General features: G+C 56.8%; 1 protein-coding gene. It reads left to right on the plus strand.

What is annotated here, in order from left to right; translation table 11 throughout:
- A partial coding sequence (locus FHL16_RS34245; RefSeq protein WP_158080563.1) for a hypothetical protein occupies nt 1-273 on the plus strand: 273 nt, incomplete at both ends.

The raw sequence follows: 273 nt of genomic DNA on the forward strand, positions 1-273 counted from the left end.
CCGCGGCAAGAAGGTGACGGTGAGTTACCGGATCTGGCGGGCGGCGACGAACGAGACGAGTTATTCGAATGTGCTGGAATTTGGGGTTGGCCAGGCGATTGGCTCAGGCAACCTGAAAGTCATGGGGGCGCGCTTCAATTGCCATACGTTTGGGTATACCGGCGCTTCTCGTGTATTGAGCGCGTTCGATGCCACTACCGAGCAACCCATAGAGGCGCAGTGGAAATATGCCACAGACATTGAGTGGACAACTGCCGCCACCTGGACTGATAC

Origin of the sequence: Pseudomonas sp. FSL W5-0299, assembly GCF_005930655.1 — a bacterium.
In the GTDB taxonomy this organism is placed as follows: domain Bacteria; phylum Pseudomonadota; class Gammaproteobacteria; order Pseudomonadales; family Pseudomonadaceae; genus Aquipseudomonas; species Aquipseudomonas mandelii.